Annotated in this window: 11 protein-coding genes; 4 read left to right on the top strand and 7 right to left on the bottom strand. The window is 59.3% G+C overall.

The features are described from left to right. Nucleotides 1–148: 148 nt before the first annotated feature. The 4 genes from ACYZT9_RS24465 (at nucleotide 149) to ACYZT9_RS24450 (ending at nucleotide 5,901) form a co-directional block, all read left to right on the top strand. Nucleotides 149–1,438, top strand: coding sequence for a GGDEF domain-containing protein (locus ACYZT9_RS24465; RefSeq protein ID WP_462007763.1), 1,290 nt, complete (start codon nucleotides 149–151; stop codon nucleotides 1,436–1,438). Between the two features lie 90 nt (nucleotides 1,439–1,528). Further along, nucleotides 1,529–3,325, top strand: coding sequence for an acyl-CoA dehydrogenase C-terminal domain-containing protein (locus tag ACYZT9_RS24460; protein WP_462007762.1), 1,797 nt, complete (start codon nucleotides 1,529–1,531; stop codon nucleotides 3,323–3,325). A 265-nt stretch (nucleotides 3,326–3,590) separates the two neighbouring features. Then, nucleotides 3,591–5,369, top strand: coding sequence for an acyl-CoA dehydrogenase C-terminal domain-containing protein (locus ACYZT9_RS24455; protein WP_462007761.1), 1,779 nt, complete (start codon nucleotides 3,591–3,593; stop codon nucleotides 5,367–5,369). Between the two features lie 373 nt (nucleotides 5,370–5,742). Further along, nucleotides 5,743–5,901: a YqaE/Pmp3 family membrane protein gene (locus ACYZT9_RS24450; RefSeq protein WP_003211049.1), complete on the top strand. Its 159-nt coding sequence runs from the start codon at nucleotides 5,743–5,745 to the stop codon at nucleotides 5,899–5,901. A gap of 142 nt (nucleotides 5,902–6,043) precedes the next feature. Here the strand turns inward: ACYZT9_RS24450 and ACYZT9_RS24445 are convergent, their stop codons facing one another. The 7 genes from ACYZT9_RS24445 to pqqF all read right to left on the bottom strand — a co-directional run bounded on the left by ACYZT9_RS24445 (nucleotide 6,044) and on the right by pqqF (nucleotide 13,798). Continuing rightward, on the bottom strand, nucleotides 6,044–7,870 hold the full coding sequence (locus tag ACYZT9_RS24445) for a S9 family peptidase (RefSeq protein ID WP_462007760.1): 1,827 nt from the start codon (nucleotides 7,868–7,870) through the stop codon (nucleotides 6,044–6,046). Next, on the bottom strand, nucleotides 7,836–9,011 hold the full coding sequence (gene pqqE, locus ACYZT9_RS24440; RefSeq protein ID WP_462007759.1) for a pyrroloquinoline quinone biosynthesis protein PqqE: 1,176 nt from the start codon (nucleotides 9,009–9,011) through the stop codon (nucleotides 7,836–7,838). The genes ACYZT9_RS24445 and pqqE overlap by 35 nt, the downstream gene beginning before the upstream one ends. Then, nucleotides 8,983–9,258 (bottom strand): pyrroloquinoline quinone biosynthesis peptide chaperone PqqD, encoded by a 276-nt coding sequence (gene pqqD / locus ACYZT9_RS24435; RefSeq protein ID WP_462007758.1) that lies wholly within the window; start codon nucleotides 9,256–9,258, stop codon nucleotides 8,983–8,985. Before pqqD ends, pqqE begins: the two co-directional genes overlap by 29 nt. Then, entirely contained in the window at nucleotides 9,255–10,007 is a 753-nt protein-coding gene (pqqC, locus tag ACYZT9_RS24430; protein WP_462007757.1) for a pyrroloquinoline-quinone synthase PqqC, read from the bottom strand. The genes pqqD and pqqC overlap by 4 nt, the downstream gene beginning before the upstream one ends. A 150-nt stretch (nucleotides 10,008–10,157) precedes the next feature. After that, nucleotides 10,158–11,069 (bottom strand): pyrroloquinoline quinone biosynthesis protein PqqB, encoded by a 912-nt coding sequence (gene pqqB, locus ACYZT9_RS24425; RefSeq protein WP_462007756.1) that lies wholly within the window; start codon nucleotides 11,067–11,069, stop codon nucleotides 10,158–10,160. A gap of 72 nt (nucleotides 11,070–11,141) precedes the next feature. Further along, a complete protein-coding gene (pqqA, locus tag ACYZT9_RS24420; protein WP_009045898.1) occupies nucleotides 11,142–11,216 on the bottom strand; it encodes a pyrroloquinoline quinone precursor peptide PqqA in 75 nt (24 codons plus the stop codon). 155 nt (nucleotides 11,217–11,371) lie between these two features. Then, nucleotides 11,372–13,798 carry a pyrroloquinoline quinone biosynthesis protein PqqF gene (pqqF, locus tag ACYZT9_RS24415; RefSeq protein WP_462007755.1) on the bottom strand — a complete coding sequence of 809 codons (2,427 nt, stop codon included), beginning with the start codon at nucleotides 13,796–13,798 and terminating at the stop codon, nucleotides 11,372–11,374. Nucleotides 13,799–13,837 lie beyond the last annotated feature (39 nt).

The following is a 13,837-nucleotide window of genomic DNA, read 5'->3' as shown; positions in this document are numbered from 1 at the left end:
TTTTTGTACACGATTTCCGCGCGTAAATATTCCTGACTAAAACGCTAAGAAGAACGACTTTGCTGCCGTTAAAGAGGATGGCGATGTGACATGTCGTTCGATGAGGAGGCACAATGCCATCTCAGTTTCCCGGGTCGGAGCTTTACCCTTGCCGCGTTCTTCCGCTGTACGTCTCAGTCATTTTCTACCGTCACTTCTGCTTTTGATTGCGGGGCTGGCGGCTGCCTACGTCAAGGATCTGAACGTCTTCTTCACGTCGCTGTTCAACGTGTTGCCAACCCTCGTGTTGTTGCTCGGTGGTGCTTATTGTGCGGTTTACCGACGTCAGCGTGAGCTGTTTCTGATGGTCACGGTGTACATCGCTTACTACCTGCTCGACACGCAGACCGACTATTACCGCGACAACGGCAAGGTGCGCGAAGACGCTGCCGTGGTCTTTCACCTGTGCTGTTTGCTGCTGCCGCTGCTGTTTGGTGTATTTGCGGCATGGCAGGAGCGCACCCATTTATTCCAGGACATGGTCGCGCGCTTCGCGGTGTTGCTGGCTGTCGGCAGTGTGGCGTTGGGTCTGGAGCAAAGTTACCCACAGGCGTTGCTGATGTGGTTGTCGGAAATCCGTTGGCCCGCCCTGCATGGCGCCTGGATGAGCCTGATCCAGCTGTCCTATCCGGTGTTCATCGCTTCGTTCCTGCTGCTGAGCTGGCAATACTGGCGTAACCCGAGGCCCTTGCACGCCGCACAACTGGTGGGTTTGCTCGGACTGTTCTGGGCGTTGCCGAAAACCTTCATCCTGCCGTTCACCCTTAACATCATGTGCAGTCAGGTGATGTTGATGATCGCCGCCGCGGTTGCCCATGAAGCCTATCAGATGGCTTTTCGCGATGAGCTCACCGGGCTGCCGGGGCGCCGCGCCTTGAACGAGCGCATGCAACGCCTGGGGCGCAATTACGTATTGGCCATGAGCGACGTCGACCACTTCAAGAAATTTAACGACACTCACGGCCACGATGTCGGTGATCAGGTGCTGCGCCTGGTTGCCAGCAAGCTGTCGAAAATCGGCGGCGGCGGTAGGGCCTATCGCTACGGCGGTGAGGAATTTGCCTTGGTGTTCGCGGGCAAGACGCTCGAAGAGTGCATGCCGCACCTGGAAGTCATCCGCGAATCCATTGCGACCTACAACATTCAACTGCGTAACCAGGACAGCCGTCCTCAGGACGACCAGCAAGGTCGTCAGCGTCGTTCCGGATCAGGCGCCTCGAGTGTGTCGGTCACCGTCAGCATTGGCGTCGCGGAGCGAGTGGAGCAGAGGAATCCCGAAAAAGTGCTCAAGTCCGCCGACGAAGCGCTCTACGCCGCCAAGGGGGCCGGACGAAACTGCGTGGTGGCTTACGGTCAGAATCGCCGTGGCGCGGTGCGCATGGGCGCCGCTGCGGGTTGAGTGATGATCGCGCATTCAGCGTCTGGACTGTGATTGTGAGGCGTGGTCGACGGCAGTAGGTTTAAGGTATCTGCTGCCGGAGAAATGACCATGCCCGAGTACAAAGCTCCCCTGCGCGACATGCGCTTTCTGATCGACCACGTCTTCGATTTTCACAGCCACTACGCAGCGCTGGGCGCCACCGAGGCCAGCCCGGACATGGTCAATGCGATACTCGAAGAAGGTGCAAAATTCTGCGAGAACGTGCTCGCACCGCTCAATCGCAGCGGCGACGAAGAAGGCTGCCATTTCGACAATGGCGTGGTGACAACGCCTGCAGGCTTCAAGCAGGCTTTCGCACAATACGTTGAAGGCGGCTGGCATGGTCTGGCGGCCGATCCGACCTATGGCGGTCAGGGTTTGCCAAGTTCGCTGGGGCTGGTCCTCAGCGAGATGATCGGTTCCAGCAACACCTCCTGGGGCATGTACCCCGGCCTGACGCATGGGGCTATGTCAGCTATCCATGCCCACGGTACCGAGGAGCAGAAGCAGACCTACCTGAGCAAACTCACCGCGGGCCAATGGACCGGCACCATGTGCCTGACCGAAGCCCATTGCGGCACCGATCTGGGCATCATCAAGACCCGCGCCGTGCCTGCAGCGGACGGCAGTTACGCGATTTCCGGCAGCAAAATTTTCATCTCCGCCGGCGAGCACGACATGAGCGACAACATCATTCACCTCGTGCTGGCGAAACTGCCGGATGCGCCTGCAGGCACCAAGGGTATTTCGCTGTTCATCGTTCCAAAATTCCTACCCGATGCCGACGGTGAAGCGGGAGAACGCAACGGCGTTTCCTGCGGCTCGATCGAACACAAAATGGGCATCAAGGCCTCGGCCACCTGCGTGTTGAACTTCGACGGGGCCAAGGGCTTCCTGATCGGAGAGCCGAACAAGGGCCTGAACTGCATGTTCACCATGATGAACCATGCGCGTCTCGGCACCGGGATGCAGGGTTTGTGTCTGGGTGAGGCGAGCTTCCAGGGCGCGATTAAATACGCCAACGAGCGACTGCAGATGCGCTCGTTGACCGGCCCGAAAGCGCCGGAAAAAGCCGCCGACCCGATCATCGTTCATCCTGATGTGCGCCGGATGTTGCTGACCATGAAAGCCTTCAACGAAGGTAATCGTGCGCTCACCTACTTCACGGCGCAGTTACTCGATGTCGCACATCTGAGCCCGGATGAAACGGCGCGTCAGGGCGCCGAAGACCTGTTGGCGTTCCTGACGCCGATCTGCAAAGCCTTCATGACCGACACCGGGCTGGAAGTGACCAACCACGGCATGCAGGTATTTGGTGGTCACGGTTTCATTCGTGAGTGGGGCATGGAGCAATTGGTTCGCGATTGCCGGATCGCACCGATCTACGAAGGCACCAACGGCATTCAGGCGCTGGATTTACTGGGGCGCAAAGTGCTCGGCAGCCAGGGCAAACTGCTGCGGAGCTTTACCAAAATCGTTCACACGTTCTGCGCGGCGAACGCCGGGCATCCGCAACTCGCCAGTTATGTGGCGCAACTCAACGAGTTGAATCGGCAGTGGGGCGAATTGACTACCAAGGTCGGCATGGCCGCGATGAAGAATCCGGACGAAGTTGGCGCGGCGTCAGTGGATTACCTGATGTACAGCGGTTACATCATCCTTGGCTATCTGTGGCTGCGCATGGCTTTGGTGGCTCAGGCGCAAGTGGATACGGGCACCGGTGATGCCGATTATTGCCGGGGCAAACTGGCGACCAGCGAGTTTTACTTCAAGCGATTGCTGCCGCGCACCGCCGCTCATCGCGCGGCCATCGAAGCGGGTAGCGATTGCTTGATGCAGCTGCCGGCAGAGTTGTTCGCGCTGTAACGGTTGCGTGTGAAAAGCTTCGCGGGCAAGTCGGGTCGCCGCATCGCTCGCTCCTACAGGATTTGCGTCATTTTAAATTTGGCGCATGACCTGTGGGAGCGTGGCTTGCCCGCGAAGGCGTTCTGGCAGACATAAAAATCAAATGACCAAAATTTACAAAACGGTCACAGCCTGACCCTATGTGTCTCAAAAGTTCTTGGGTTACACTCGGCCCAACGAAACTTTCTTCCTACGAATCACCTGTAAAGATCCTGCGAGGTTTGCCATGGCTGACTACAAAGCGCCCCTGCGCGATATGCGCTTCGTCCTCAATGAAGTGTTCGAAGTCGCTAAACTCTGGGCCGAGTTGCCTGCACTGGCCGATACCGTTGATGCGGAAACCGTAGAAGCCATTCTTGAAGAAGCCGGCAAGGTCACCAGCAAAAGCATCGCGCCCCTAAGTCGTTCAGCTGACGAAGAAGGTTGCCATTGGGCGGACGGTGCTGTCAGCACGCCGACAGGGTTCCCACAGGCTTATCAGACATACGCCGAAGGCGGTTGGGTCGGCGTCGGTGGCGATCCAACCTACGGCGGCATGGGCATGCCCAAGGCGGTGTCGGCTCAGGTCGAAGAAATGGTCAACTCCGCGAGCCTGTCGTTTGGGCTTTACCCGATGCTGACCGCCGGTGCTTGCCTGTCGATCAATGCCCACGCTAGCGAAGAACTGAAAGCCGCTTACCTGCCGAACATGTACGCCGGCGTGTGGGCCGGTTCGATGTGCCTGACCGAGCCGCACGCCGGCACGGACCTGGGGATCATCCGCACCAAGGCCGAACCTCAGGCCGACGGTTCCTACAAGGTCAGCGGCACCAAGATCTTCATCACCGGTGGTGAACATGACCTGACCGAAAACATCATCCACCTGGTGCTGGCCAAACTGCCCGATGCCCCCGCAGGCCCGAAAGGCATCTCGTTGTTCCTGGTGCCGAAGTTCATGGTCAATGCCGATGGCAGCTTGGGCGCGCGTAACCCGGCGACTTGCGGTTCGATCGAACACAAGATGGGCATTCAGGCGTCCGCGACCTGCGTGATGAACTTCGACGAGGCGGTGGGTTATTTGGTTGGCGAGCCGAACAAAGGCCTGGCGGCAATGTTCACTATGATGAACTACGAACGTCTGGGCGTGGGTATCCAGGGCCTGGCCACCGGCGAGCGCTCGTACCAGAACGCCGTTGAATACGCTCGCGACCGCCTGCAAAGCCGCTCGCCGACCGGCGCGCAGAACAAAGACAAAGTGGCTGACCCAATCATCGTTCACCCGGACGTGCGTCGCATGCTGCTGACCATGAAAGCCTCGAACGAAGGCGGCCGTGCGTTCTCTACTTATGTGGCCATGCAACTGGACACCGCTAAATTCAGTGAAGACGCCACGACCCGCAAACGCGCGGAAGACCTGGTGGCCTTGCTGACTCCGGTGGCGAAGGCGTTTCTGACAGACCTCGGCCTGGAAACCACGGTTCACGGTCAGCAGGTGTTCGGCGGTCACGGTTACATCCGTGAGTGGGGCCAGGAGCAGCTGGTGCGCGACGTGCGTATCACCCAGATCTACGAAGGCACCAACGGCATTCAGGCGCTGGACCTTGTAGGGCGCAAGATCGTCGGCAGCGGCGGGGCGTTCTACAACCTGTTCGCCGACGAGATCCGTCATTTCACCGCGACCGCCAGCGCTGATCTGGCCGAGTTCACCAAGCCGCTGAACGATGCCGTGACGACCCTTGATGAATTGACCGCATGGTTGCTGGACCGGGCGAAAAACAACCCGAACGAAATCGGTGCGGCCTCGGTCGAGTACCTGCAAACCTTCGGATATGTGGCTTACGCCTACATGTGGGCGCTGATGGCCAAGGCGGCCTTGGGCAAAGAAGCGCAGGACGATTTCTACGCGAGCAAACTGGGCACCGCGCGGTTCTATTTCGCACGCCTGCTGCCGCGCATTCATTCGTTGAGCGCGTCGGTGAAGGCCGGTAGCGAATCGCTGTTTCTGCTGGACGCAGCGCAGTTCTGACAATGCAACGTCCTGTAAGCATTGTCTTACATGACGTGCTGCTCTTCTACCATAGATGAAGATTGGATCCACAGCTAATCTACTTCTCATGGACGTCGCGCAGGAAGCGCAAAGCAACAACACGGACACGTAGGATTCTGCCAGGACGGCGGAGTGAAATGGATGTCAGGGAAACAGTCTGCAAAGCCCCGCTTCGGCGGGGTTTTCTTTTGTCCGCAGAAAAGTAATCAGCTCACCCCATCCAGGTTTTCGAGCTGCGCCCTCAAAATTGCCCAACGCAAATATCCGAACGACCGCACTGAACCCTGACGAACGGCGCTGGTCGATTAGCAGTAAGGCTCGCACGAGTCCACTTCCAATCAGGAGCTGCCCCATGGATATCATTCGCATCATCATCGCTATTCTGTTGCCACCATTGGGTGTGTTTCTGCAAGTCGGTTTTGCCGGCGCTTTCTGGCTGAACATTCTGCTGACGCTGTGCGGTTACATCCCGGGGATCGTGCATGCGGTGTACATCATCGCCAAGCGCTGAAAGTTGCAGCGTCAGGTAGATCGCTCCCGGAGCAAGCCCGCATACACATTGGATCTTCAGTTCACACACAAGCTGTGAATACTAAAGTTTAAATGTGGGAGCGGGCGAAAGAGGCGCCACCATTTTGATCTGAGCGCCGACTTCATTCCGCCGGCGCCATCACCCGCCGATAAAACAACCATTCCTGCTCCAGCGCATGGGCCTGATTGCCGGCCTTGCGAAAGCCGTGACGTTCGTCCGCGTAGTAATGCGCTTCAACCAGAATGCCGTTTTCCTGCAGCGCCTCGACCATGTCGCGGGTCTGCTGCGGTACGACCACGGCGTCCAGTTCACCCTGAAAGAAAATCACCGGCACGCTGATGTTGCTCGCATGCAGCAGGGGCGTGCGTGCGGCGTAGCGCCGGGCGTCTTTGACAGGATCGCCAATCAGCCATTCCAGATAATCGCCTTCGAACTTGTGTGTCGCGCGGCCCAGGGCAACGGGATCGCTGACGCCGTAAAGGCTGGCGCCGGCGCGGAAGACCTTCTTGAACGCCAACGCGCACAGCGTGGTGTAGCCGCCGGCACTGCCGCCGCGAATAAACGCCTTGTCGCCATCGATTAAACCGCGTTCGGCGAGGTGGGTGACCACCGCGCAGGCATCTTCCACATCCACTTCCCCCCAACTCAAATGCAGCGCCTGGCGGTAGGCCCGGCCATAGCCGCTGCTGCCCCGGTAGTTGAGGTCGGCCACGGCAAAGCCGCGTTGCGCCCAGTACTGGATGCGCGGATCGAGCATCGGGTAACACGCCGATGTCGGGCCGCCGTGGATGAACACCACCAGTGGCGGTTTCGCGTCGCCAGTCATCGGCGGATAGAAGAAACCGTGAGCCTCGCCCGCACCGCTCGGGTAGCGCAGGGTTTGCGGGACGCTGATTTGCTCGGCGGGCAACGGCGCTACTCCCCCGGCCAACACCTTGACCTGTCGGGTTTTGCGGTCGATGGAGATCACGGCGGGCGAACTGACTGGCGAGGCGGCGATGCTGTAGATGAATTGTTTATCCAGTGCGAGATGTCGGAAACGGCTGTAGTCCCCGGTGAAATCTTCAGGGGTGTCACTGCAAAGTCCCAGTCGGCCGAATCCGCCTTCCGTCCAGCTCGCCAGGTAAGTGTTCTCGCCGAGGGGCAGCCAAGTGCAACCACCCAACTGCCAGGGCGCTGGCCCATGGTCCGCCGCGGCGCTTGGTAAAGGACTCAGGCCTTCTGAACATTCCATCCACGGCTGCCAGTAGCCGTCACGATCCGTCAGACAATACAGACGACCATTGTCATCGAATCGCGGCTGCTGCAGCGACTCCTCGACACCATCGCCCGCCACACAGCGAGCCTGAGTGAAACGGCTTCCCCCCTGGCGGTCTGCAACCATCAGGCGAGTCGCGGTCCATGGCTGATCCGGGCGGCTCCACTCGATCCAGGCTAACCGTTGAGCGTTAGGGCTCAACGTCGGCGCGGCATAAAAGTCCGCACCCTCGGCCAGTAGCTGACGTCCCCCGTCCGCCAGATGGATGGCCACCAGCCGATGCCGTTCCCGATGCTCTTCAACCGCCAGCACCTGCCCATTTGCAAACTGCAGGTCGCCATAGCGGCATTCGCCGGATGTCAGCGGCTCGGGCGTTTCGTCTTTCAGCGATTGGTGATACAGCTGCTGATCCGCCTCGTTGACGAAAACTAAACCATCATCGGTCAGACAAAACGCCCCACCTCCATATTCGTACACTCGACTACGCACACTGAAACCCGCTGGCGTCAGGCAATGTGCCTGGCCGTCACGCCAATGCCAGATCCGACAGGCAGCGTCCTCGGGACGATACTCGTTCCAGAACAGGCCATGCAGGCCAACCTGCAATTCGGCAAAGTCGACACCGGCAGCGACGGCCTTGGCGGCGCTGAAAGGTTCAGCTCTTGGCGATGAGTCGTGAGTTTCGTTCATTGCGAAAGGCCAATTGTTCGATGGTTTGGGTCGCGTGCCCGGCTTCTTCGCGGGCCTTGAGGATTACGCCGTGATGTGGCGACTTGCTGCACACCGGGTCGGCATTGCTCGCGTCACCCGTGAGCATGAACGCCTGGCAACGGCAGCCACCGAAGTCCTTTTCTTTCTCGTCGCAGGAACGGCACGGCTCGGGCATCCAGTCGTAACCGCGGAAGCGGTTGAAGCCGAACGAGTCATACCAGATGTACTGCATGCTGTGGTCGCGCACATTGGGAAACTGCACTGGCATCTGTCGGGCGCCGTGACAGGGCAGGGCGGTTCCGTCCGGAGTCACTGTAAGAAAAATACTGCCCCAGCCATTCATGCAGGCTTTCGGGCGTTCTTCGTAGTAGTCCGGGGTGACGAAAATCAGCTTGCACGGATGCCCTTCGGCTTCCAGTTTGGCGCGGTATTCATTGGTAACGCGTTCGGCGCGGACCAACTGCTCTTTGGTCGGCAACAGACCGACCCGATTGAGCAGCGCCCAACCGTAGAACTGGCAAGTGGCGAGCTCGACGAAGTCCGCTTCAAGGGCGATGCACAACTCGATGATCCGGTCGATATTGTCGATATTGTGCCGATGGGTGACGAAATTCAGCACCATCGGATAGCCATGAGCCTTTACCGCGCGAGCCATTTCCAGCTTCTGCGCGAAGGCTTTTTTCGAGCCGGCCAGCAAGTTGTTCACCTGCTCGTCGCTGGCCTGAAAGCTGATCTGGATGTGGTCCAGGCCCGCTTTCTTGAAATCGCTGATTTTCTGCTCGGTGAGGCCAATGCCGGAAGTAATCAGGTTGGTGTAGAAACCCAGCTTGCGCGCCTCGGCAATCAGCTCGGCGAGGTCCTGGCGAACCAGCGGCTCACCGCCGGAAAAGCCCAGCTGCGCCGCGCCCATTTCCCGCGCCTCGCGAAACACCTTGATCCACTGCTCGGTGCTCAGCTCTTTGCCTTGCTCGGCAAAATCCAGTGGATTGGAGCAGTAGGGGCATTGCAGCGGGCAGCGGTAAGTCAGTTCGGCCAGCAACCACAGAGGCAGACCGATTTCAGGCTTGAGCGGTAACTTGCCTGACACGCAATCAGGCAAGTTCGATCCAGTGCTGAGCACGGGCGACCTCCATGAATTGCTCGATGTCATCACCGAGCTCCGGCACGCCGGGGAACTGCGCGTTCAGTTCGGTGATGATCGCCCCAACATCACGCTCGCCGTCGATCAGACCGCCGATCAGCGCGGCGCTTTCGTTAAGTTTGATCATGCCTTCCGGGTAGAGCAGCACATGGCCTTTCTGCGCCGGTTCGTACTGGAAACGGTAGCCGGGACGCCAGGTCGGGGTCTTGCTGCGATCGAAACTCATAAGGTGATTCCTTTATGCCAGACCCGTTGCTCGGTCACGCTGTGATACGGCGGGCGTTTCAGTTCGTAGGCCATGCTCATGGCATCGAGCATGCTCCAAAGTATGTCCAGTTTGAACTGGAGAATTTCCAGCATGCGCTCCTGGCCTTCCCGCGTCGTGTAGTGCTGCAGCGTGATCGCCAGACCGTGTTCCACATCGCGTCGCGCCTGGCTCAGACGGGTGCGGAAATACGCGTAGCCGGTCGGGTCAATCCACGGGTAATGCTGCGGCCAGCTGTCCAGGCGCGATTGATGGATCTGCGGCGCGAACAGTTCGGTCAGCGAGCTGCTGGCGGCTTCCTGCCAACTGGCCCGGCGGGCGAAGTTGACGTAGGCGTCCACGGCGAAACGCACGCCGGGCAACACTAGTTCCTGAGAGCGCAGTTGGTCCGGGTCGAGGCCGACCGCTTGCCCGAGACGCAGCCAGGCTTCGATGCCGCCGTCTTCGCCAGGGGCACCGTCATGGTCCAGCAGGCGTTGGATCCACTCGCGACGGATCTCGCGGTCCGGGCAGTTGGCCAGAATAGCGGCGTCTTTCAGGGGAATGTTCACCTGGTAGTAGAAGCGGTTGGCAACCCAGCCCTGGATCTGCTCGCGGGTCGCCCGGCCTTCATACATCGCCACGTGGTACGGGTGATGGATGTGGTAGTAGGCGCCTTTGGCGCGCAGGGCGGCCTCGAATTCAGCGGGGGACATGGCGGTGTCAGTCATTTCGGTTCTCCGGGAACAACCGGTGGGTTCTTTGGTGCCTGATCTGGCCTCATCGCGAGCAAGCTCGCTCCCACATTGGATCGGGTTACCACGCGGAACCCTGTGGGAGCGAGCTTGCTCGCGATAGACCGCGCAGCGGTCTCGGCTTTCTTACAACACAATACTCATGCCGTCATACGCCACTTCAACATCACGCCGAACCAGCTCGGCACGCTCCGGCGAATCCTCATTGAGAATCGGGTTGGTGTTGTTGATATGGATGAGCACCTTGCGTTGTTTGGGCAGTTGCTCCAGCACGTCCAGCATGCCGCCGTGGCCGTTTTGCGCCAGGTGGCCCATTTCCCGACCGGTGCGGGTGCCGACACCACGGCGCTGCATTTCGTCGTCGTCCCACATAGTGCCGTCCACCAGCAGGCAGTCGCAGCCGGCCATGATTTTCAACAGCGGTGCGTCGACCTTGCCGAGGCCCGGCGCGTAGAACAGCTTGCCGCCGGTGTTCAGGTCTTCGACGATCAGCCCGATATTGTCACCCGGATGCGGGTCGAAGCGGTGCGGCGAGTACGGCGGCGCAGCGCTGCGCAGCGGCAGCGGGGTGAAGCGCAGGTTTGGGCAGGTCGGGATGGTGAAACTGTGGTCGAGGTCGATGCGGTTCCAGTTCAACCCGCCGTTCCAGTGAGTCAACATGGTGAACAGCGGGAAACCCGTACTCAAATCTTCATGGACCATGTCGGTGCACCAGACATCGTGCGGGCAACCCTCGCGCAGGCTGAGTAGCCCGGTGGTATGGTCGATCTGGCTGTCCATCAGGATGATCGCGCTGATGCCGGTATCGCGAAGGGCGCGACCCGGTTGCATTGGAGTGAAACTCTGGAGTTGGGCACGGATGTCCGGCGAGGCGTTGCACAGCACCCAGTTCACGCCGTCATCGGAAATCGCGATGGATGACTGGGTCCGCGCCTTGGCATTCAGGCTACCGTCGCGAAAACCTGCGCAGTTCACGCAGTTGCAGTTCCACTGGGGGAAACCGCCGCCGGCGGCGGAACCTAGAATCTGGACAAACATGAGTGCTCCATCATTTCAACGCTGAAAATAAAAACGCCTCGGCAAACCGAGGCGCTGGACGGCGGGACAAACTTAGCGGCTCGCGAAGTACATAGTGACTTCAAAGCCGATACGCAGGTCGGTGTAAGCAGGTTTGGACCAAGACATGGGAGCGCTCCTTCAGGTGATGGGACAGTTGAGTTCTATACATATAGTCCACCCCCAGCCGGAGATGTTCAGATAGTTAGGTGGCTATGTTACTTAAAATTACAGCGCGAAAGGCCTGCATTCTCGGAAAAAGCTAATTGCACCAGCGGTAATGATCATTTTGTCACTTGCCAAGGCGCTATCGGTACCGAACTGCTGGCCAGGCAGCGCCAGCCACCTTCGGCGTTGTTCAGTCGATGGGCGGCGGCAATCAGGGCGGAGCGGTCTATGGCCAGAATCGACAAGGTCAGTTGCGTCAGATAATCCGACGAGCGGCCAGCCAGCTTGCCCTGCCAGAGCAATTCGGCAGCCTGTGTGGTGGGCAGCGAGGCCAGATCGAATTGACCGGCCAGTGCTTGGCGCTGGTCAATAAAAGCAGCCTCGTCGATGCATTCGATCATTCCAGGCAATTCGCTCAGGAAGTGTTCGATGTGTTCCAGCAAACTCAAGGGTGCGGTACTCGGAGATTGCACGCCGAATAACATCCCGGTCTGCCCATGGATCTGGCGCAGTGCACTGAACACCGCATAGCCCAGTTGCAACTCAACCCGCAGGCGCTGGTAGAACGGCGTCTGACCGACGTGCGCCAGCAAGCGCCAGGCGGCTTCGTCGCAGATCTCCCGGGTGGCTGTCGGACAGAACAGCAACAACGCATGTTCGCTGGATTCGGTGTCGAGCGTTGTCCACAGGCGCTGTGAGTTGATCGAGGACGGCGAAGACGGTTGGGTGTCCGCCACGCCAGGCACGCGGCTGAGGGCCAAACCCATCGCCGCTTGAGTCTGCGCCGACAGGCCGATGGCCAGGCCTTCCCAGCGCGCACTCGACCATAGCTGCTGCAAGTCATAACAGACACCGGTGTGCTCAAGGCAATGATCGGGCAACGCTTTGAGCAGTTGTTTAATCGGGATCAGCGCGGGGCGTTTCAGTTCCTCCTGTGAGAAACCGTTGGCAGGTTTTGTCAGCTCTTTCAGCGCATGTTCGAGAATGGTTGGCATCGGCTCCTGCAGTCCCGTAACCATCAGCAGCCATTCATTTCCCGATGCGCTGAAGGAAAAGTCGACGCCCGCCTGACGCGCATCCTCGCGCAGTGGCTGCAGGCTTTTTTCCAGGCGCTGCTGAAGGCGCGGGTGAGGTTCGGCCTCGAGTCGCCAGCGCAAATAAATCGCGCCTTCAGCGGTGTTATCCGGTAAGGCCTGGCTGAATTGCATTGGAGAATGCTCGCGACGGCTGCGCGAACGATCCTGGGCAAACGTTCGCAGGCCACGGTGCTTGCTGGTTTGCCCACGAATCAGTCCGGCATTTTGGAGCGGCGCTTCGTCGCGCAAGAACGGATTCGGCGCCGGCAGTTGCCATTCACCGCTGAAGTTATCCACAGCGCCGATTTTTTTAAGGATGTCCTTGAGCGCTACAACGCCTTGCCCGGACAAGCCGGTTTCAAGCTGTTCGCTGTCGAGTCGGGCCAGTTGCAGTGCACCGCTGACTTGTTGCTGGCGCTGGAGCAGGGTGGCGAACTCGTCACGCAGACGGGCCCAATCTTGCTGCGCGGCAAAAAAGCTCAACCAATCCAGCAGCTTCTCGCGCAGGTCGCTCGCCGGTGCGGTCGTTGTGAATGCGATGTGCAGTAACGCTTGCCCGGCAAACTGATACAACGTTTCGGCTTTCAAATGCTCAGTCAAACCGCACGCGCGCAACTCAGCCAGTAGCCCGCCGGGTTTCGCGGCGTTCAACCAATGGCACAGAAACGCCAATGCTTCGGTCGACGAAGGAGGCAGTGATTCGAAGGTAAACAGCAGGTCGAGTCGACGCTCGCTCACCTGTTGATAACTGGCGTCCAAAGATTCCGTCAGCGGCACAGGAGCCTGTTGCGGGACGTTTTCTCCGATGGGGATCGCCGCGTCGAAACTCAGCGCCATTTTCTTCAGTTCTTCGATACTTTGCGGGCCGGCCAGGCTCAACGTCATCTGCCCGGTCCGATAAAACCGCTGATGGAAATCCTTCAGCGCTTGCTGAAAATCCGCTTGCGCCACCGGCAGGCTGTCGCGGTTGCCGGCATGAAACCCGCGCAGCGGATGAGTCGGCGAAAGTCCATCGAACAGCGCCAGCCGCTGTTGCGCCGTCGCGTCCTGCGACCAGGCGACAAACTCTGCCTGCAACACTTCCCGTTCCCGCTGCTGATCGTCCGTATTCATACGCGGATGAGCGAGCATGTCTGACAGACGCTCCAGCCCACCGCTGAATGCCTGAGTTGGCAACTCAAAAAAGAAGTCCGTGGTGCGTTCGCTGGTGCGTGCATTCACCTGCCCGCCATGACCTTGAACGTAGGCCATCAACCCTTGTTCTGTGGGAAAACGTTCAGTGCCCAAAAACAGTAGGTGTTCGAAGAAATGCGCCAGTCCCGGCCATGCCAGCGGCACGTCGTGACTGCCCGCAGCAACCCGTAACGCCGCAGCACAACGCTTCAAATTCGGTGCATGACGCAGCGTTACCCGCAGGCCGTTGGCCAGGGTTTCAGTGTGGGGGCGAGAAGGATTCAACGCAGGCATGAGCACTTCCAGAACAGAGAAGCGCTCATGCTAGCGGAT

The organism is Pseudomonas sp. ZT5P21, assembly GCF_054897785.1.
Note: the sequence above shows the minus strand (reverse complement) of the source record. Positions and strands in the feature narration are given on the sequence as shown.

What these genes read in the sequence shown, in the direction of transcription:
- pqqB (WP_462007756.1), bottom strand. Translation starts at nt 11,069, where the DNA reads ATGTTTGTCCAGATTCTAGGTTCCGCCGCCGGCGGCGGTTTCCCCCAG.
- pqqD (WP_462007758.1), bottom strand. Translation starts at nt 9,258, where the DNA reads ATGAGTTTCGATCGCAGCAAGACCCCGACCTGGCGTCCCGGCTACCGT.
- pqqC (WP_462007757.1), bottom strand. Translation starts at nt 10,007, where the DNA reads ATGACTGACACCGCCATGTCCCCCGCTGAATTCGAGGCCGCCCTGCGC.
- pqqF (WP_462007755.1), bottom strand. Translation starts at nt 13,798, where the DNA reads ATGCCTGCGTTGAATCCTTCTCGCCCCCACACTGAAACCCTGGCCAAC.
- ACYZT9_RS24455 (WP_462007761.1), top strand. Translation starts at nt 3,591, where the DNA reads ATGGCTGACTACAAAGCGCCCCTGCGCGATATGCGCTTCGTCCTCAAT.
- ACYZT9_RS24450 (WP_003211049.1), top strand. Translation starts at nt 5,743, where the DNA reads ATGGATATCATTCGCATCATCATCGCTATTCTGTTGCCACCATTGGGT.
- ACYZT9_RS24445 (WP_462007760.1), bottom strand. Translation starts at nt 7,870, where the DNA reads ATGAACGAAACTCACGACTCATCGCCAAGAGCTGAACCTTTCAGCGCC.
- ACYZT9_RS24460 (WP_462007762.1), top strand. Translation starts at nt 1,529, where the DNA reads ATGCCCGAGTACAAAGCTCCCCTGCGCGACATGCGCTTTCTGATCGAC.